Source organism: Pseudomonas vlassakiae (genome assembly GCF_014269035.2).
Classification (GTDB): Bacteria; Pseudomonadota; Gammaproteobacteria; order Pseudomonadales; family Pseudomonadaceae; genus Aquipseudomonas; species Aquipseudomonas vlassakiae.
In genome coordinates this window covers 1-18,061 of the sequence record NZ_JABWRP020000001.1, presented here as the reverse complement: position 1 = coordinate 18,061, position 18,061 = coordinate 1, and the positions used below count along the sequence as shown (strand labels likewise).

At 62.5% G+C, this 18,061-nt stretch carries 17 protein-coding genes; 8 read left to right on the top strand and 9 right to left on the bottom strand.

The genetic code is table 11. The features are described from left to right. The first annotated feature begins 195 nt into the window (after positions 1-195). From HU738_RS00085 to HU738_RS00050, 8 genes are all read left to right on the top strand, one after another. The gene (locus HU738_RS00085; protein ID WP_186602200.1) at positions 196-1,440 is read left to right on the top strand and encodes an OprD family porin; all 1,245 of its coding nucleotides are present in this window, start codon (positions 196-198) and stop codon (positions 1,438-1,440) included. A 207-nt stretch (positions 1,441-1,647) separates the two neighbouring features. Further along, on the top strand, positions 1,648-2,454 hold the full coding sequence (locus HU738_RS00080) for an NAD-dependent epimerase/dehydratase family protein (RefSeq protein ID WP_186602201.1): 807 nt from the start codon (positions 1,648-1,650) through the stop codon (positions 2,452-2,454). A gap of 26 nt (positions 2,455-2,480) precedes the next feature. Continuing rightward, positions 2,481-3,356: a glucurono-1,5-lactonase gene (locus tag HU738_RS00075; protein ID WP_186602202.1), complete on the top strand. Its 876-nt coding sequence runs from the start codon at positions 2,481-2,483 to the stop codon at positions 3,354-3,356. Between the two features lie 74 nt (positions 3,357-3,430). Then, on the top strand, positions 3,431-4,402 hold the full coding sequence (locus HU738_RS00070) for a TRAP transporter substrate-binding protein (RefSeq protein ID WP_176509801.1): 972 nt from the start codon (positions 3,431-3,433) through the stop codon (positions 4,400-4,402). A gap of 67 nt (positions 4,403-4,469) precedes the next feature. Further along, positions 4,470-4,997, top strand: coding sequence for a TRAP transporter small permease (locus HU738_RS00065; RefSeq protein WP_186602203.1), 528 nt, complete (start codon positions 4,470-4,472; stop codon positions 4,995-4,997). Further along, positions 4,998-6,278, top strand: coding sequence for a TRAP transporter large permease (locus HU738_RS00060; protein ID WP_186602204.1), 1,281 nt, complete (start codon positions 4,998-5,000; stop codon positions 6,276-6,278). A 57-nt stretch (positions 6,279-6,335) separates the two neighbouring features. Then, on the top strand, positions 6,336-7,256 hold the full coding sequence (locus HU738_RS00055) for an EamA family transporter (RefSeq protein ID WP_186602205.1): 921 nt from the start codon (positions 6,336-6,338) through the stop codon (positions 7,254-7,256). After that, a complete protein-coding gene (locus HU738_RS00050; protein WP_186602206.1) occupies positions 7,256-8,125 on the top strand; it encodes an aldose 1-epimerase in 870 nt (289 codons plus the stop codon). Before HU738_RS00055 ends, HU738_RS00050 begins: the two co-directional genes overlap by 1 nt. A 44-nt stretch (positions 8,126-8,169) precedes the next feature. Here the strand turns inward: HU738_RS00050 and HU738_RS00045 are convergent, their stop codons facing one another. The 9 genes from HU738_RS00045 to HU738_RS00005 form a co-directional block, all read right to left on the bottom strand. Continuing rightward, on the bottom strand, positions 8,170-9,465 hold the full coding sequence (locus HU738_RS00045) for an MFS transporter (RefSeq protein WP_186602207.1): 1,296 nt from the start codon (positions 9,463-9,465) through the stop codon (positions 8,170-8,172). Between the two features lie 196 nt (positions 9,466-9,661). Next, complete coding sequence (locus tag HU738_RS00040; protein WP_186602208.1) at positions 9,662-10,558, bottom strand: LysR family transcriptional regulator; 897 nt, start codon at positions 10,556-10,558, stop codon at positions 9,662-9,664. A 43-nt stretch (positions 10,559-10,601) separates the two neighbouring features. Next, a complete protein-coding gene (locus HU738_RS00035; RefSeq protein WP_186602210.1) occupies positions 10,602-12,614 on the bottom strand; it encodes a pyridoxamine 5'-phosphate oxidase family protein in 2,013 nt (670 codons plus the stop codon). A gap of 28 nt (positions 12,615-12,642) precedes the next feature. After that, positions 12,643-13,266, bottom strand: coding sequence for a glutathione S-transferase family protein (locus tag HU738_RS00030; protein WP_054885601.1), 624 nt, complete (start codon positions 13,264-13,266; stop codon positions 12,643-12,645). A 124-nt stretch (positions 13,267-13,390) separates the two neighbouring features. Next, positions 13,391-13,945 carry a UPF0149 family protein gene (locus HU738_RS00025; RefSeq protein WP_186602212.1) on the bottom strand — a complete coding sequence of 185 codons (555 nt, stop codon included), beginning with the start codon at positions 13,943-13,945 and terminating at the stop codon, positions 13,391-13,393. Between the two features lie 90 nt (positions 13,946-14,035). Next, positions 14,036-15,025: an asparaginase gene (locus HU738_RS00020; protein WP_186602214.1), complete on the bottom strand. Its 990-nt coding sequence runs from the start codon at positions 15,023-15,025 to the stop codon at positions 14,036-14,038. Beyond that, positions 15,022-16,176 (bottom strand): hypothetical protein, encoded by a 1,155-nt coding sequence (locus tag HU738_RS00015; protein ID WP_186602215.1) that lies wholly within the window; start codon positions 16,174-16,176, stop codon positions 15,022-15,024. The genes HU738_RS00020 and HU738_RS00015 overlap by 4 nt, the downstream gene beginning before the upstream one ends. Positions 16,177-16,185: 9 nt before the next feature. Next, positions 16,186-17,082 carry a nitrilase family protein gene (locus tag HU738_RS00010; protein ID WP_186602217.1) on the bottom strand — a complete coding sequence of 299 codons (897 nt, stop codon included), beginning with the start codon at positions 17,080-17,082 and terminating at the stop codon, positions 16,186-16,188. A 152-nt stretch (positions 17,083-17,234) separates the two neighbouring features. Next, positions 17,235-18,061 (bottom strand): FAD-dependent oxidoreductase (locus HU738_RS00005; RefSeq protein WP_217871414.1); only part of this gene is annotated, 827 nt, incomplete at its 5' end.

Sequence of the window (18,061 nt, the reverse complement as noted above, 5' to 3'; positions counted from 1 at the left end):
ATGCAACAATAATCGCCCACGTCATAGTATGACTATAGCGTTATCTGAACCTTGATCTAGAGCGCTCGCTGGCGATGTTTCACTTGACTGCGCTAATTCATTGCATTTTTCGACGTTGACAGTGCATTTCCCGCTTGATAAAAAACGCCGCAGTTGTACGACAACACATAACAAAAACAACAGCGGACCCACCCCATGTCGAAAATCTGCCAGACATCCCTTCCCTTTGCGCTACTCGGCGCCAGCCTGCTCGGCGGCATGCCGGGCATCAGCCTCGCCCAGGGCTTCGTCGAAGACAGCAAGGCCGTGTTGGGCCTACGCAACTTCTACATCAACCGTAACTTCACCAACCCCGGCAACCCACAGAGCAAAGCTGAAGAATGGACCCAAAGCTTCATTCTCGACGCCCGTTCCGGCTTCACCGAGGGGCCGGTGGGGTTTGGCGCGGATGTGCTGGGGCTGTGGTCACTGAAGCTCGATGGCGGTGGCGGCACCTACGGCACGGCGCTGCTGCCACGCCATGACGATGGCAAGCCGGCGGATGACTACGGGCGCCTGGCAGTAGCAGGCAAAGCGCGTATATCCAAGACCGAACTGAAGATCGGCGAGTGGATGCCGGTGCTGCCGATTTTGCGCTCTGACGATGGTCGCTCACTGCCGCAGACCTTCCGCGGCGGCCAGGTAACCTCCAGCGAAATTGCCGGGCTGACCCTGTATGGCGGCCAGTTCCGCGGCAACAGCCCGCGCAACGATGCGAGCATGGAAGACATGAGCTACGGCGGCGGCGTATCGGACCGCTTCAACTTTGTCGGTGGCGAATACACGTTCAACCAGAACCGCACCCTGGTCGGGCTATGGAACGCGGTGCTCAAGGACGTCTACGCGCAGCAATACCTGCAACTGAGCCACAGCCAGGCGCTGGGCGGCTGGACCCTCGGCGCCAACCTGGGCTACTTCCGCGGTGGCGAGGACGGCTCGGAACGTGCCGGCAAGCTGGACAACAAGACCTATTCGGGGATGTTCTCGGCCAGATACGGCGGCAACACCTTCTGGATCGGGCTGCAGAAAGTCGATGGCGATACCTGGATGCGGGTCAATGGCACCAGCGGCGGGACCTTGGCCAACGACAGCTACAACTCCAGCTTCGACAATGCCGAAGAGCGCTCGTGGCAGGTGCGCCATGACTTCAACTTCGTGACGCTCGGGGTGCCCGGGCTGACCTTGATGAACCGCTATATCAGTGGCCGCGACGTGCACACCGGGTCGGTGACCGATGGCAAGGAATGGGTCCGCGAGTCGGAACTGGCCTATGTGATCCAGAGCGGGCCGTTCAAGGATTTGAGTGTGAAATGGCGCAACTCGAGCATTCGTCGCGACTACAGCAACAACGAATTCGATGAGAACCGGTTGATCTTCAACTATCCACTGTCGCTGCTGTGATCGCATGGCACGGGCTTCGCCCGTGTTCGCGGCTAAAGCCGCGCCTACAGGGACCGCGCGACACCTGAAGGCAACGCTGTTCCTGTAGCGGCTTTAGCCGCGATGAGGCCTCAGAATCCAGGTAAACAGCATTGACAACCTCGGGAAGCGCTGCCGATAATCAGTCGAGTCATACGACAACTTACAACAATCACAAGTAGAGCTGCCATGACCACCACCCCCTTCAAGCGCCTGCTGCTCACCGGAGCCGCAGGCGGCCTGGGCAAGGTGCTTCGCCAACGCCTCACCGGCTTCGCCGAAGTCCTGCGCCTTTCCGATATCGCGCCGATGGCCCCTGCCACTGGCCCCCATGAAGAAGTCGTCCCTTGCGACTTGGCCGACAAGGCCGCGGTTCATGCCCTGGTCGAAGGCGTCGACGCTATCGTCCACTTCGGGGGCGTGTCCACCGAGCACGCCTTCGAGGACATCCTCGGCCCCAATATCTGCGGTGTTTTCCACATCTACGAAGCCGCACGCAAGCACGGGGTCAAACGCATCATCTTCGCCAGCTCCAACCATGTGATTGGCTTCTATCGTCAGGACCAGACGATCGACGCCCATGCCCTGCGCCGCCCCGACAGCTACTACGGCCTGTCCAAGTGCTACGGCGAGGATGTCGCCAGCTTCTACTACGACCGCTACGGCATCGAGACCGTCAGCATCCGCATCGGCTCCTCGTTCGACGAGCCACAGAATTTACGCATGCTCAGCACCTGGCTGAGCTACGACGACCTCACCCAGCTGATCGAGCGCGGCCTGTTCACCGCCGATGTCGGCCACACCGTGGTCTACGGCGCCTCAGACAACCGCACCGTCTGGTGGGACAACCGCCATGCTGCGCACCTAGGCTACCAACCCAAGGACACCTCGGAAGTGTTCCGCGCCGCAGTCGAGGCCAAACCGGCGCCCGCCGCCGACGACCCGAGCATGGTCTACCAGGGTGGCGCCTTCGTCGCTGCCGGCCCGTTCAGCTGACACCCCCCCTGCCAGGAGGCTCCAGTATGCACTGCGAACTGATCGTCGACGCCCGCAATGGCACCGGTGAAAGCCCTGTATGGCACCCCAGCGAACAGGCCCTGTACTGGGTCGATATCCCGGCCCGTCAGTTGCACCGCTGGCAGGACGGCGCCCATCAGGTCTGGCAGGGTGACGAGATGCTCGCCTGCATCGCCCGCACCGAACGGGGCTGGGTCGCTGGCATGGAAAGCGGCATATTCCAGCTGCAGGCCCAGGCCGACGGCCGCCTCGACAGCCACCGGTTCGCCGCAGTCGAACACCCGCAACACGGCATGCGTTTCAACGATGGCCGCTGCGACCGCCAGGGCCGGTTCTGGGCCGGCAGCATGTTGATGGACATGCAGCAAGGCGCCCATGTCGGCACGCTGTACCGGCTCGATGGCGAGGGCCGGTTGCACCAGCAGCTCAAGGACATGATCGTGCCCAACGGCCTGGCCTTCAGCCCGGACGGCACGCGCATGTACCTGTCCGACTCGCATCCCAACGTGCAGAAGATCTGGACGTTCGATTACGACACCGACAGCGGCACCCCGCACAGCCAGCGGCTGTTCGTCGACATGCGCGCCTTCCCCGGCCGCCCCGACGGCGCCGCCGTCGATGCCGACGGCTGCTACTGGATCTGCGGCAACGACGCCGGGCAGATCCACCGGTTCACGCCCGACGGGCGGCTCGACCGCTCGCTCAGCGTGCCGGTAAAAAAACCGGCGATGTGCGCCTTCGGCGGGGCCAACCTCGACACCTTGTTCGTCACCTCGATCCGCCCTGCAGGCAGTGACCTCAGCGACCAGCCCCTGGCCGGTGGCGTATTTGCCCTGCGCCCCGGCGTCCAAGGCCTGGAGGAACCTGCCTGGCGCGGCTGACCGCGGCCCATGCAACACCGCAGCACCCGACACTCGCGCGCGAAACCAGATAATAAAAACCACGGAGTTTCACCATGACCTTCAAACGCAAGCTGCTTCTTGCCGTACTCCCATTCGCGTTCAGCCTGTCACTGCCGGCCTCGGCACTCGACATCAAGTTCGCCGAGATCCACCCGGCCGGCTACCCGACCGTGGTCGCCGAACAGAACATGGGCAAGAAGCTCGAACAGGCCAGCAATGGCGAAATCACCTTCAAGATGTTCGCCGGCGGCGTGCTGGGTTCGGAAAAGGAAGTGATCGAGCAGGCGCAGATCGGTGCCGTGCAGATGACCCGCGTCAGCCTCGGTATCGTCGGCCCGGTGGTGCCGGACGTGAATGTGTTCAACATGCCGTTCGTGTTCCGTGACCATGAGCACATGCGCAAGATCATCGACGGTGAAATCGGCCAGGAGATCCTCGACAAGATCACCAACTCCGAATTCAACCTGGTGGCCCTGGCATGGATGGATGGCGGCTCACGCAGCCTCTACACCAAGAAGCCGGTGCGCAGCCTCGAAGACCTCAAGGGCATGAAAATCCGCGTGCAGGGCAACCCGCTGTTCATCGACATGATGAACGCCATGGGTGGCAATGGTATCGCCATGGACACCGGCGAAATCTTCAGCGCGCTGCAGACCGGGGTGATCGACGGCGCCGAGAACAACCCGCCGACCCTGCTCGAACACAACCACTACCAGAGCGCCAAGTACTTCACCCTGACCAATCACCTGATCCTGCCGGAGCCGGTGGTGATGTCCAAGACCACCTGGAACAGGCTCACGCCTGAGCAGCAGGTGCTGGTGAAGAAGGTTGCCCGTGAAGCGCAGATGGAAGAACGCGCACTGTGGGACGCCAAGTCCGCCGCCAGCGAAGAGAAGCTCAAGGCCGCCGGTGTCGAGTTCATCGCCGTCGACACCAAGCCGTTCTACGACGCCACCGCCCCGGTGCGCGAGAAGTACGGTGCGCAATATGCCGACCTGATGAAGCGTATCGACGCGGTCCAGTAACCCGGCCCTCCTCCCAAGATGACCTCGGCAGTGCGACGCCCGTCGCCCTGCCGCTCTGGTGATGCCTATGAAAATGCTTTTCCTGAGCGTCAACGACACGCTGTACCGCACCTGCATCTGGGTCGCCGGCCTGTCGATCCTGACCATGTCGCTGATCATCCCTTGGGGCATCTTTGCCCGCTACGTGCTGGGTACCGGGTCCAGCTGGCCGGAGCCGGTGTCGATCCTGCTGATGGTGCTGTTCACCTTCATCGGCGCCGCGGCCAGCTACCGCGCCGGCGCGCACATGGCGGTGGCGATGATCACCGACCGCCTGCCGCAACCGCTGCGTCGGCTGGTGGCGGTGTTCACTCAACTGTTGATGGTGGGGGTCTGCGTGTTCATGACCTGGTACGGCTACAAGCTGTGCGTCACCACCTGGAACCAGTACATGGCCTCGCTGCCCGGCGTGCGGGTGGGCATGAGCTACGCGCCGATCCCGGTCGGCGGCGTGCTGACGCTGATCTTCGTGCTGGAGAAACTTCTGCTGGGCGACCAGAGCCAGCGCAAGGTGGTGCGCTTCGACCTGGTTGAAGAACACGAGGGGGCGGCGTAAATGGATGCGTTCATTCTGTTGGGCAGTTTCATCGCGCTGATCCTGCTGGGCATGCCGGTGGCCTACGCCCTGGGCCTGTCGGCACTGATCGGCGCCTGGTACATCGACATCCCGTTGCAGGCGATGATGATCCAGGTCGCCAGTGGTGTTAACAAGTTTTCGCTGCTGGCCATTCCATTCTTCGTACTGGCCGGTGCGATCATGGCCGAGGGCGGCATGTCACGGCGCCTGGTAGCGTTCGCCGGGGTGCTGGTGGGCTTCGTGCGCGGGGGACTTTCGTTGGTCAACATCACCGCGTCGACCTTCTTCGGAGCCATCTCCGGCTCGTCGGTAGCGGATACCGCATCGGTGGGCTCGGTGCTGATCCCGGAAATGGAGCGCAAGGGCTACCCGCGTGAATTCTCCACAGCCGTGACCGTGAGCGGCTCGGTGCAGGCGCTGCTGACGCCGCCGAGCCACAACTCGGTGCTGTACTCGCTGGCAGCTGGGGGAACGGTGTCGATCGCTTCGCTGTTCATGGCCGGGGTGATGCCCGGGCTGCTGCTGAGCGCAGTGATGATGGGCCTGTGCCTGATCTTCGCCAAGAAGCGCAACTACCCCAAGGGCGAGGTGATCCCGCTGCGCCAGGCGCTGAAGATTGCCGGTGAAGCCCTGTGGGGCCTGATGGCCATGGTGATCATCCTTGGCGGCATCCTGTCGGGCGTGTTCACCGCGACCGAGTCGGCTGCGGTGGCGGTGGTGTGGTCGTTCTTCGTGACCATGTTCATCTATCGCGACTACAAGTGGCGCGACCTGCCCAAGCTGATGCACCGCACAGTACGCACCATCTCGATCGTGATGATCCTGATCGGCTTCGCCGCAAGCTTCGGCTATGTGATGACCCTGATGCAGATCCCGTCGAAGATCACCACGGCGTTCCTGACCCTGTCGGATAACCGCTACGTGATCCTGATGTGCATCAACTTCATGCTCCTGCTGCTGGGCACGGTGATGGACATGGCACCGCTGATCCTGATCCTCACGCCGATCCTGCTGCCGGTGATTACCGGTATCGGCGTGGACCCGGTGCACTTCGGCATGATCATGCTGGTCAACCTGGGGATCGGGCTGATCACCCCGCCGGTGGGGGCGGTGCTGTTCGTCGGGTCAGCGATTGGCAAGGTCAGCATCGAGGCCACGGTGAAGGCGTTGCTGCCGTTTTACCTGGCGTTGTTCCTGGTGCTGATGGCGGTGACCTACGTTCCGGCCATCTCGCTGTGGCTGCCGAGCGTCGTCCTGTAGTTCCAGTAACCGGGGCCGTTTTGCGGTCCCGGGCTCTCATGCAAACGGATCGTGCACATGGCTGTCTCTTCTTCTGCTGCACCGCTCTTTCCCCGTAACCTCGCCATCGCCCTTCTGGCCCTGCTGGCCTGCTCGTTCGCCGGCAACCACATCGCCGCCCGCATCGCCTTCGACAACGACACCGGGGTGCTGCTGGCCATTCTCTGCCGCTCGGGTATCACGTTCCTGGTGCTGGCCAGCTTGGTGCTGTGGCAACGCCAGCCGCTCGGCCTGCCTGCCGGCACACGGCGCTGGCAAGTGCTGTTGGGCCTGCTGATTGCAACCCAGAGCCTCTGCCTGTATTCGGCAGTGGCGCGCATTCCGGTGGCCCTGGCGCTGCTGGTGGGCAATACCTTTCCCATGCTCCTGGCGTTGCTGACCTGGGCACTGGGGGGGACCCGCCCGAGTAGACGCACGCTGTTGTTCATGGGGCTGATCCTGTGTGGCCTGGTACTGGCGCTGGATATACCGGCACGGCTGGCCGACGGTGGCAATGCCAGTCCGCACTGGAGCCTGGGTGTGGGCTTGGCGTTCTGCGCCGCCTGCGTGTTTGCCTGCGCCCTGTGGATCACCGACCACAAGCTGGCCGCCGTACGCGGCCCGGTGCGCAGCCTGCTGACTTTGCTGATCGTGTTCACCAGCATGCTGGCCGCGGGTATCAGCGGCGTGATGCCTGCCGGCTTGTCGCTGCCGGGCAGCACCACCGGCTGGGTGGCACTGGCCAGCCTGGTAGTGCTGTATGGCGTGGCCTTCACCTTGCTGTTCGTCTGTGTGCCAAGGCTGAACATGGCGCAGAACGCTCCGGTGATGAACGTAGAGCCCATCGCTACCCTGCTGTTGGGCTGGGCGTTGCTCGGCCAGCAACTCAGTGGCTTGCAATTGATTGGCGGTGCCGTGGTGGTGTGCGGCATCGTCCTGCTGACCTACCGGAGGCCCTGATGAGCGTCCCCCTGCTGCACCTGCAAGACCCGCTGACCCGCCTGAGCATCGCCCCTGAGCTGGGCGCCAGCCTGGTCAACTGGCAGGCCAGCGCCACCGGCCAGGCGTTGCTGCGCCCTGCCGACGCGGCCGCCCTGGCCAGCGGCAGCCCGCGGCGCCTGGGCTGCTACCCCTTGGTCCCCTGGTCCAACCGTATCGCCGAGGGCGGCTTCCAGCGTCCCGATGGCTGGCTGGCCCTGGCACCGAACACCGGGCACGATCCCTACCCGATCCACGGCAGTGCCTGGCAGCAGCCCTGGCAGGTGGAGCAGCACAGCGAGCACCACGCCCGCCTGAGCCTCGACAGCACACTACCGTTTGCCTACCGGGCGACACTGGATGTGCACCTGCAAGAGGGCTGCCTTGCCATCGACCTGCAGGCCACGCATCTGGATTCGGCGGCTAGCTGGTATGGCCTCGGGCTGCATCCTTACTTTCCACGCCATCCTGATACGCGATTGCAGGCGCAGGCGCGCACCGTTTGGCTGGCGGAGAACGGTGCATTGCCGTCACGGCAAGCCGCGGTACCTGATCACTGGAACTTCGCCCGGGCACGGACGCTGCCAGCCACGGTGGTGGACCATGCCTTCAGCGAATGGCCCGGCCACTGCGTGATCGAGCAGCCGGGCGCGGGGTATCGGCTGCTATGCAGCGCCAGCGGCGCAGAACATTTTCTGTTGTTCTGCCCGCACGAGCAGCCATTCTTCTGCTTCGAGCCAGTGAGCCACCCGATCAATGCCCATCACTTGCCAGGGCGACCAGGATTGAGACTGTTGCAGCAGGGGGAATCGATCAGCCTGGGATTGAGGATGCACTATCAGCCAATGTGACCGGCTGGGATTGGGGCTGCTTTACAGCCCCAGGACTTCAAGCCTTACGCCAGTGCCTCGGACGAGGTTGCCAAGGGCTGTGGCGAAGCAGCCCCATTCACCTCGCGTGCGACCTTCCATACCAGCACTGCCGCCACGATATCGAATGCCGCCAGCACCACGAACAGTGGGCTGTAGCCAATTTGCGTAACCAGGATGCCGAACACCAGGGTAAACAGCGCCGCGCCCAGGTAACCACACATCCCGCCCATGCCGGTCGCCGTCGCCACCTGGTCCTTGCTGAACGAATCCGAGGTGATCGAATACAGCGCCCCCGACAAGGTCTGGTGGGCAAAGCCGCCAATGCACAGCAGCAGGATCGCCGTGTACGGGCTTTCGACCAAACCGATACAGGCCGGGCCGATCATGCAGCTGGCGCCGAATACCAGCACCATCTTGCGTGAGGTGAACAGCGACACCTTGAAGTAACGATGGAACAGTGGGCTCAGGTAGCCCCCAAGCACGCAGCCGATGTCGGCAGCCAGGAACGGCAGCCAGGCGAACATCGCCACTTCCTTGATGTTCATGTGCCGCTCGGTCATCAGGTACAGCGGGATCCAGGCGTTGAAGGTCTGCCAGGCCGGCTCGGAAAGAATGCGTGCCGAGGCGATCGCGTAGAAGTTGCGGGTCTTGAAGATGCGCTTCCACGCGCCCTTTTCACGCTGCTCGGCTTTGAAGTGGGCTTCCTGGCCGCTGAGGATGTAGTCACGCTCGGCGTCACTCAGGCGCTGCTGATCACGCGGATGCTTGTACAGCAGCATCCACAGCAGGGTCCACAGCACACCGGACGCGCCAACGATGACGAATGCCAGTTGCCAGCCACTGTGCAGGATCGCCCATACCACCAGCGGTGGCGCCAGCAATGCGCCCAAGGACGAGCCGATGTTGAACCAGCCGATGGCGACCGAGCGCTCCTTGGCCGGGAACCATTCGGTGGTGGCCTTGACCCCGGCCGGCAAGCCGGCCGCCTCGGTCATGCCCAGCAACCCGCGCAGGAACGCCATGCTCTGCCAACCGCTGGCCAGGGCGGCCCCCGCACAGGCCAGCGACCAGGCCAAGGCGAAGACGGCAAAGCCCAGCTTGGTGCCGATGAAATCGATGAGCCAGCCAGCAATCGGTTGCATGAGGGCGTAACACATCTGCCAGGTCGCGACGATCTTGGCGTACTGCTCGGTGGTGATGGAAAGGTCGGTCATCAGGGTGGGAGCTGCCACCGAGAGGGTGTTGCGGGCGAGGTAGTTGACGACGAGCCCGGCCGTGACAAGGCTGACCATCCACCAACGGATGCCTTTGATCTTCATGGTTCACCTGAATCTTGTTTTTAGAGTGACGGGTGATCTGCCTCATGCGCCGGCAGGGCGAAATGAGACAAATTGTTTCAGGTGAAGAGTGCCATGTCATAGGTCGTCGTACAACAACAATTATCAATGACCCGTAAAACGGACAAAACCGCAGCGCGCCTCTGATTATCCAACCTCGTTGTACGATCTCGTATGGTCAATCAAGGTGACGGGCTCGCAAATCCTGCGCCAGCATGTCGATGAACGAACGCACCTTGGCTGAGCCGTACTTGCTCTCTCGATGCAAGATATGGATCGGCCAGGGGGCCTCCTCGTAATCGGCAAGAATGACCTTCAGCTTGCCGCTGGCCAGCTCATCGACCACCTGATACGACAACAGCCGGGCGACGCCCAGCCCATCCACTGCCGCAGCGATCGCGCCATCGTTGCTGGTGACTGTCAGCCTCGGCTTCATGCGTACCAGGGTCGGTTCGTCGGCCAGGCCGAAGCGCCAGCCCGCGCGCGGCGAGAGGGTGGTAGTGGCGATCACCGCATGCTCCAGCAAGTCCGACGGGTGCTGCGGCTCGCCCCAGCGGGCAAGGTAGTCGGGCGATGCGCACAGCATCCGCCGCACCCGGCCCACGCGCAGCGCCTTGAGGCCGGAGTCAGGCAGCGGCCCGATGCGCACGGCCACGTCCATGCCCTCCTCGACCATGTTCACCACGCGGTCGAGGAAGTATGCCGACACATCGACCTCGGGGTATTGCTGCAGGTAGCGCACGATGCAAGGCATGACGAACTTCTTGCCGAACAGGATCGGTGCGGTGATCGCCAGTTCACCCTTGGGCGTGGCGTTGATCCCGGCCGCAGCTTCGTTGGCTTCATGGATGCTGGCGAGAATGTGCCGGGTGTCTTCCAGGTAACGGCCGCCCGCCTCGGTCAGCCGCACGCTGCGGGTGGTGCGCAGCAGCAGCTTGACCCCGATCTGCTCTTCGAGGGCGCTGACGGCACGGGTGACGGCGGCCGGCGAGATGTCCAGGCGGCGGGCGGCAGCGGCGAAGCTTTCCAGCTCGCCAACAGCAACGAACACCTTCATCAGGTGGATCTGGTCCATGCACGCTCCAGGGCATCGGGGATGCAGGAGATTATCGGCTGCCTTAAAGCTCAAGCACCAGTGCCTGCGCTGGCACGGCACAACAGATCAGCGCAGTGCCTTCCTCCGGCATCTCGGCTGGGGGATTCGGATAATGCACCTGCCCACTCACCACCTTGATCTTGCACGTCCCGCAAGACCCACCCCGGCAACTGAACTCCGGTGACAGCCCGCGCGCCTCGGCCAGCTCCAGCAAGGTACCAGCCCCCGGCGCCCAACGTGCCTCCTTGGCGGAGCTGGCGAAGTACACGGGTACCGGCTCGCTGGCAGCCGGCGGCTGCTGCAGCGTGGGGCGCTGGTCGTCGCCATGCCGGCGCAGTGTCGATGGCCCGAAAGCTTCGGCATGAATGCGGGCATCCGGCACGTGTACGCCGCGCAATCCCTCATAGAGGTCCTGGGTGAAGCTGGCCGGCCCACACAGGTAGAAGTCGTAATCATCCAGTGCCAGCGCGCCCTTCACCTGCTCGATGCCCAGTCGCCCGACGTGTTCGAAGTCACGCCCTTGCACGGCTTCGGCCTCAGGCTGGCTCAACGAACGATGCACGCTCAAGCCAGGGCCGGCTCGCTGACGCAGTTCGGCCAGTTCCTGCTGGAACGGCAGATCACTCAGGCTGCGGGCGCCGTGGAACAAGTGGATGCGGCGCGCCTGCCCGTTCGCCAACAGCTCGCGCAGCATGGCGATCAGCGGTGTGATGCCCACGCCCGCACCGATCAGCACCACAGGCCTGTTGCTGGCGCTGTCCAGGGTGAAGCTGCCCATCGGCAGGCGTACTTCCAGCCTGTCCCCTGCCCTGACACGCTCATGCAGAAAGCGCGACGCCGGGCCCTGCGCCTTGACGCTGATCCGCAGGTAGCCATCGGACGGCGCGCAAGACAGGCTGTAGGTGCGAATCAGCGGCGCATCGGCTCCCAGCGGAATACGCACGGGAATATGCTGGCCGGGCGAGAACGTCACCGGCTCATCCGCGGCTAGATAGAACGAGCGAATGTCTCGACTCTCCTGCTCCACCCGCGCCACCCGCCAGGTCAGCCACTGGCGTTGCCGCTCACGCTGCTGAAGCCGCTGCTGCGCCTCGGCCCAGGTGCCGGTCATCAAGCTGGTTGGCGCGTACTCCTCGAAGGCCCAGCGCAAACTCACCGCCGCTCGGCGCAGGACCACCTGCTCGATGTCCAGTGTCCATAACCGCTCGGCGCCTTCGAATACCGTGATCAGCGGGCTGTCGAGTATCACCTCGGTGCGTCCGGTCACTTGCAGCACATCACCACTGCTGAAGTCGACGAACAACAGCCCGGCCACCGGGTTTTCCAGCAGGTTGCCAAGGGTGTTGAAATGCAGGTTGCCGGCATAGTCTGGAATGCTCAGGCGGTTGCCTTCGACCCGAACGAAGCCGGGGCGGCCGCCACGGTGCGAGACGTCCACCGAACGGTGCCCGTCGGCGTGGTCGATGTAACTGGCGACGAAGAACGTGTCCGCGTTTGCGATCATCTGGGCGGTCGTTGCGTCCAGCCCTCGCGCATCGATCCGCCCTTGTGGCGGTTCATCGACACGGGTGTATTGGCGCAATTGGATGTACTGCGGGCAATTGCCGAAAGACTGCTCGACCCGCACCTGCAGCGCACCACTTGCGCCCTGAGCGATCAGGCCGTTGATGCGGTTACGCCGGCGCGTATGCAATTCGATGCCCAGCAGGCCGATGGCCTCGCCAGCAGCCAGCCCTGGCGCTGCCGGGTCGTCGCTGGCCGGGTGGCAGTCGATCAGCAATTGCCGTGGGTCAGGCGAGCTGACGAAGCCTGCCGGGCCTTCGAGCAGCGTCGCCCAAGGCTTGCCGCCCTGGTCTACAGCACCGGCAACGATAAATGGCAGTTGCTGGTAGAACGCGCGGTGCTGGTCGGGCATGTAGTCGCGGATGACTTTCTGCCCGAACACTTCCATGCGCTCCGAAACACCGACCTGTTCTTGCAGGCGCTTCTCGCCGGCATGCCAGGGCGAAGTGCGATGGCTGGGGAGTTGCTGCATGGCGGCAGTCCTCGTGTGGAGTAGCGGCTCAGATACTGGTCTGCAAGCCAATGGCCGTGCGCGGCATGGCGACGAAGCCAGGCAATGCTTCTATCCGGGCCAGCCAGGCACGCACGTTGGGATAGGGTTCCAGCGAGACATTGCCCTCGGGGGCGTGGGCAATGTAGGAATAGTTGGCGACGTCGGCGATGGTCGGCTCGCTGCCGGCGAGGAACGCCGACTTGGCCAGCTCGGCGTCCATCACCTTGAGCAAGGTGTGCGCGCGCGCAATGACTTCGTCGGTGTTGAACGAAGCGCCGAACACGGTCACCAGGCGGGCGGCTGCAGGGCCGAAGGCCAACGGCCCGGCTGCAACCGACAGCCAGCGCTGCACGCGTGCCGCTTTGACCGGGTCATGGGGCAACCACTTGCCCGCCTTGTCGTAGGTGCTGGCCAGGTACACGAGAATGGCATTGGAATCGGCGATCACGGTGCCGTTGTCATCAATCACCGGTACCTGGCCAAACGGATTGAGGGCGAGGAACTCCGGCTGCTTGTGCGCACCTTTGGCCAGGTCGACGAACACCAGTTCGGTAGGCAGGCCGAGCAGCGACAGCATCAGCTCGATGCGGTGGGCGTGGCCGGACTTGGGGAAGTTGTAAAGCTTGATCATGGGTTGGGCTCCTGGGCCGGCATCGGGGTGATGCCAGGTGGAGCCCATCCTGCACTGATCCGGCCGGCAGCAGAATCAGCGCAAGGAGCAAACCATAATTTCGCCTAGCGGAATAATAGGCCGGTCAGTGCCGCGACTGCTTCTGATAGCGATACAGGCCGCGCACTGCCTCGACCACGTGCGGCACGCAAGCCTGCAACTCATCGAAACTCATGGCATCGAGCAATTCGAAGTTGTCTTCCAGCCCGTGCAGCGAAATCGCCTTGAGCAACTGCTCCTGCTCTGGCGGCAGTTCCCCCCAACCCGCCACCTGCGTGCCGCGCATGTAACCGAAGCACCACTCTTCCATGATGATCGCTGGCCCCTCCTCGGCCTCGCTCTGTTCGAACAACGGCTCGAAGCTTTCGAGGTCCTGCGCCAGTTGCTCGGCAATCTGGTAGGCATAGCGCAGCATCAAGGCGGTGTAGGCCTCTTCATGGGCGGGTTTCTTGAACTTCGGCACCTTGCCGCCAGCGACGGTGGGCAACCATTGCTCGGGCAGCACATCGACCGGCGAGCTGGCCAGGGCGGTGAAAAAGCCGTTGAGCTCGGCCAGGTTGAGCACCGAATAGTCGTTGCCGTAGGTGATCAGCAAGTCTTCGAGGCGGGCGAGTTCTTTTTCGCTGAGTGGAGGGAGCATGAGTAAACGTCCTGGAAAGCAAAGATGCGTGAACCCTAACACAGGACTGCTCCCAGTTAGCCCGCCGCTTCGCTGCGGCGGGCATTTTCCCTAGCTTGCCAACCAACCCGGCAATGCCGCCTGGTTATCCAGGCCAATCAAGAGCCATAGCAATATCCGACATTTGCGCGGGCAGAGACTGCCAGCCATGTGCATGCCCTTGCTTTGCAGGTCGATTTCCGCACCGACAAAGCCGTAAGTGGCCCTTGCTGTCGGCCCACAACCGGTGCGCGTCGCCACGATGACTGGCATGTCCTGGGCAATCCGCGCCAGTGTCTCAGACCAGGCAAGGGATACATGGCCCGCACCGAACCCTGCAACGACAAGGCCCTCGTAGCCAAGCGACGGGATGGCCTGCAGCAATGCGTGGTCTGCATCCAGGCAAGCATCGAGCAAGGCGACACGCTGCTCGCAATGTTTCGGTAGCGGTAAAACCTTGCGCGGTGCCGGAGGGCTACGATAGATCACCTGCCCTTCCGCCACGCTGCCATGAATGCCCCAGCCGGGCGACTCGAAGGCAGCCATCGCAAGGCTGGCAGTCTTGCGGACATGGGCTGCCAGGTGAATCTGATCATTGAGCACCACCAGCACACCACGACCATGACTCTTGCTGGCCAGCGCCACCTGCACTGCAGCCATCAGGTTGGCCGGCCCATCATTACCCGGCTGACTGGCGGAGCGCATGGCTCCGGTCATGACCAGCGGGATATCGAAAGGCCAGAGCAAATCGAGGAAGTAAGCTGATTCCTCAAGTGTGTCCGTCCCCTGAGTCAGCACCACCGCCTGTGCTCCGCGCTCCACCTCGCCACGCGCCCAGGCCAGCACGTCGAGCAGGATCCGGAATGTCAGCGATGCGCTGGGTAACAGACCAAGCGTGACGGTGCTGATCTCGGCGAGCGCCGCTAATTGCGGTACTGCAGCCAACAACTCGTCCCCACCCAGCCGCGGCGTCACACCGTTACCAGGCAACCCTGCCTGCATGCTGACCGTTCCCCCCAGGCACCCTAACGACAAACGAGACAAGCAACTTTTGTCGTTCATGCTTCGGCCCCCACGACCAGCCCCAGTACCGATACGATGCCGGCTGTACATACGGCCATGGACACCACATTGCCGATGTATCCGTGCACGTAACCCGGCAGGCGCTGGCTGATTGCTGCCGCCAGCGGTGGCGAGAACAGCGCTCCCAAGGTGGCGCTGCCGACCACCACCTGCCAGCTTGCACCCAGCGTCAGCAGCGACGCCGGCACAATCGACACGATGGGAATATAGGTCGGATACCACCCGCGCTCGCGCCACTGGCGCCGCCACAGCAGCACGCCGAGTAGCGAGGCCAATGCCTGGCCCGCGATCATCGGTAGTAACAGCTGGGATCCATAGGCGGGGGCCGAAGGTGCCAATGCATGGGCAAGCAGGGCCCCAGACAATAGGCCGAGGCTGGCCAATTCATTGCCGAAGAACGGCGCTTCGCTGAAATCGGCAAGTACCCGGCGCAATACCCACACTATGCCGTAATCGGGTTTGCCAGTGGTGGCCTGCGGCATGCGAGGGCATATGCCGTCGCGCACCAGCACAGGAAAGCGCTTGCACAAGCCAAATGCCAACAGGCTCGCCAACGCCATGCCGCTCACGTTGCCGATCACCACCGGCAGTTGCAATGGATAGCATACGTAGTTGACCAATAAGAGGCTCGCTGGCGTTACCAACACTGCGCCCAGTAGCGCACCGTTGAGGGTAACCCGCCAGCCACCCCCGAATAGCAGCACCAGGGCAGCTGGCAGAGAGACGAAAGCCACAAAGGTGGGTTGCCAGGTACCACTGGCCAATGTCCAGCCCCAAAGCATATGGCTGAGCACCAGCCCGAGCAGTGAGCTGGCAAACAACCAAGGCCACAGGCCACTGCCGTAGCAGATGGCGAAACCCTGCCAGCGATACCCCTGCACATGGGCCCAATGGGCCAGGCTGGCGCCCAGAAGCAGGCCCAGCGCCGGTAGTTCATGTTTGTAGAAAGCGACTTCGCTGATATCTCCGACGATCCAACGCAGCCGGCTCAATGGCTGCTCCAGCGAAGCAGCCAACGTTGTGTAGTCTGGCCACTCGTCCAACGCCAAACTGGCTACCAGCAACGTCAACAGAGCCAGCATCGTCAGTAAAGGCATACGCTGCCGAGCGGCAGGAAGTGTCTGTTCCATACGCCCTCCTCAACGCGGCATCGCTGGATGCAGGCGATAGCCCAGCGTGGCATCGTACAAATCGGTACGACGATCGCGCGGCAGGTCGTTGAGGCTGTTCCAGACAGGCGCCGAGCGTGCTGCACTCAGATCGACATCGGCGTAGACGACGCATTCCTCTTCGGCACCGGCGACCTCTCCAATTGGCCAGCCATCGGTGCCCGCGATCAGCGAACAGCCAAGGAAGCAACCGCCTCGCTCATTGCCGATACGATTGGCCGCTGCGATATACAGGTTGTTGACGTGGGCAGCGGTCATGGTCAGGTACGACGCCATGCAGCGTCCCGCCGTATCGAACAGGGGCGGCGGTGTCCACACCCAGTTATTCAGGCTGCAGATGATATCGGCGCCTTGGCTGGCCATCACCCTCGGCACTTCCGGAAACCAGATGTCCCAACAGATCAGCAGGCCGATGCGACCTATTGGCGTTTCGAATACCGGGAAGCCGAGATTTCCCGGGGTAAACCACAACTTCTCCTGGTCCCACAGGTGTGCCTTGCGGTAATGCCCAAGCCGGCCTTCGGGGCCAAACAGCACGGCACTGTCGTACAGCTTGAGCCCATCGCGCTCGGCGAAGCCTGCTGCGAGATAGACCTGCTGCTCCTGAGCGAACGTTTCCCAGGCCAGCAGGCTGGGGCCATCTTCCAGGGACTCGGCATGCGCGTAGGCCTCGGCCCGAGAATCGAAGCTATATCCGGTGTTGGCCAACTCAGGCAGCACAATCAGATTTGCCCCCTCTCTGACTGCGCGTTGGGCCAGCGCCAATCCTTTGCTGACGTTGCCATCCGTGTGCTCCAGGCCCACCTGTGGGTCGTACTGGATGACAGCGACACGAACGGGACTTACCGGTTTGCGATCTGCAGGCATGGCGGCTTCCTTGGTTTTGGTTGTTGTGGAAGGACGCCAGTAGAGCGGGAGTTGCCCGGGGAGTAACAGTCAGGAGACTCCCACGGAGCTTGAAGGAAAGGGCGAATCAGAATGTAAGAGTTGTCCTACATATGCGCTTGGATTTCTAGCACTTACCGAACGTGATAATGCGGATAGTGCGCTAACTCGAAGCCACCTCTAAACTGAGCAGAAGTGTGATTGCAAAGATTGATGACCGCATCGATAGCCGTGCGAAGACAAGGCTCTGTCCAGCCGGCATCTACAGAGAAGGACTCACCGGCCAGATAGAGCCCCGACGCGCTACTCAGGTCACGGTTGTACTTCATCAGGCTGACAGCATCATAGTAGGTGCCCGCACGGTACAACTTCGCACATCCCAATGCATTTCGGTCTGTCATCCAACGCTGTATGCGGATGTTTCGGGTATCGATGTAAGGCGAAATAGCCTCTCCGATGTTGCTGCAGCGCAACATGATCCTGTCGAGTTCCTTGATGCATTTATCGGCCAGTTCGCTATCTGAAAATGACGCCAGTTTTGTCGCATCATCCTCCCAGGTATAACTGAGTAAAATGCAGTCCTCAGGGTAACTGTCGTTGTAGCGATAGGCGTAGACATCGTGCACGAAGCTGTCAGTCACGAGTATCTGCGGCAGATGCGGGTTACGGTCGAGGAAGCTTTTGCGTAACGGTGCGTAGACCTTGCAGCTGGTTTCCCAATGGGCGTGTTTCCAGGCATCGATCACCGCTTGCGGCAAGACCTCGGCGCTGAAGCCTTCGAGGCGCATATTGGTTTCGATCAACCATGACGGCGTTGTGAGGATGACGCTGTCGAATACTTCGTTCAGCAGCTGTGCCTGGCCCGGCTGGCTGTGTCGCCAGCGATACTCCACCCGAATGGAAGTGTCAGATTTTTTGCGTGCGGGCCGGTAGCGGCCTGCCGTCAGGCAGGCCCTGATTT